Origin of the sequence: Streptomyces sp. ADMS (assembly GCF_033441795.1) — a bacterium.
Classification (GTDB): domain Bacteria; phylum Actinomycetota; class Actinomycetes; order Streptomycetales; family Streptomycetaceae; genus Streptomyces.
In genome coordinates, this window is the sequence record NZ_JAVFVX010000346.1 from 1 (window position 1) to 872 (window position 872).

An 872-nucleotide genomic window follows, 5' to 3' on the forward strand; every position below is an offset into this window, starting at 1 on the left:
CGCCCTGGCCTCGGCCCTGACCAAGGTCACCGGCGACATCGCCCGCATCCCCACCAGCGCACCGCCCAGGCGTTCAACGCGCTCTTCTTCACCCCGACCGGAGCGGGCTCGGTCTGCTTCGCCAGTATCGAAGGCGGCGCCTTCGCCCAAGTCCAACAGGACGTGCGGGCCCTGCTGGACGCCGACCCCGAACGCAGCGGTACACCCGTGGAGTTGAGTCGCGACGACTACGGCCACTCATGGCTGCTTTCCTGCCGCGCCCCCGACAACCTTCCCGCACTCGTCAACGACCTGCACGCGGTCAACACCGCCCTGCAGGACAGCGGCTTCGGGCCCCAAGTGCTCTGCTCCCTCGTCGCCTTCCACGACGCCGAGCTCCGCCCCCTCGCCCTGGTCTACTTCTACAAGCGCGGCACCTTCTACCCCTTCGCGCCTCAGCCCGGCGAGAAGCGCGACAACCCACTTGAACTGCAGGTCAAGACCATCGTCAAGGAAGACCTGCTCATCGAGCAGGATCTGACTCGATGGTTCCCTCTCCGGGGTGTCCCCGGCCTGTGACTTCGACCAGGCAGGGCGGCGCTCCTCCACGGCGGCCCGGTGGTCTGCCACTTGCACCGGAATCTCCATGACGCCCAAGGACGCCGCGCCTTTCGCTCGCGCCCCGGAGGACAGTGGCCGGACGGCACGCGAGCAACGCGTGCTGGTCTATCATGATTTAGGTGTTTTAGGCCCCTTTGGCCTAGTGGCTTTTTGTTGGGCTGATTGGCCTATACCCGTCCGGCGGTAAGGCGGCCGTCGAAGAGCTGGTCGAACTCGTTCAGTGAGTGGTGTGCATCGTGAAGTCGCAGGTCACGGGTCTGGTGTGAATGGTG

The 872-nt window shown here is 65.7% G+C and carries 1 protein-coding gene; it reads left to right on the forward strand.

The window, feature by feature from the left end:
• Positions 1–558: PspA-associated protein PspAB (gene pspAB / locus RB628_RS40920; RefSeq protein ID WP_318325709.1), on the forward strand; the 558-nt coding region annotated here is incomplete at its 5' end.
• Positions 559–872: the final 314 nt, after the last annotated feature.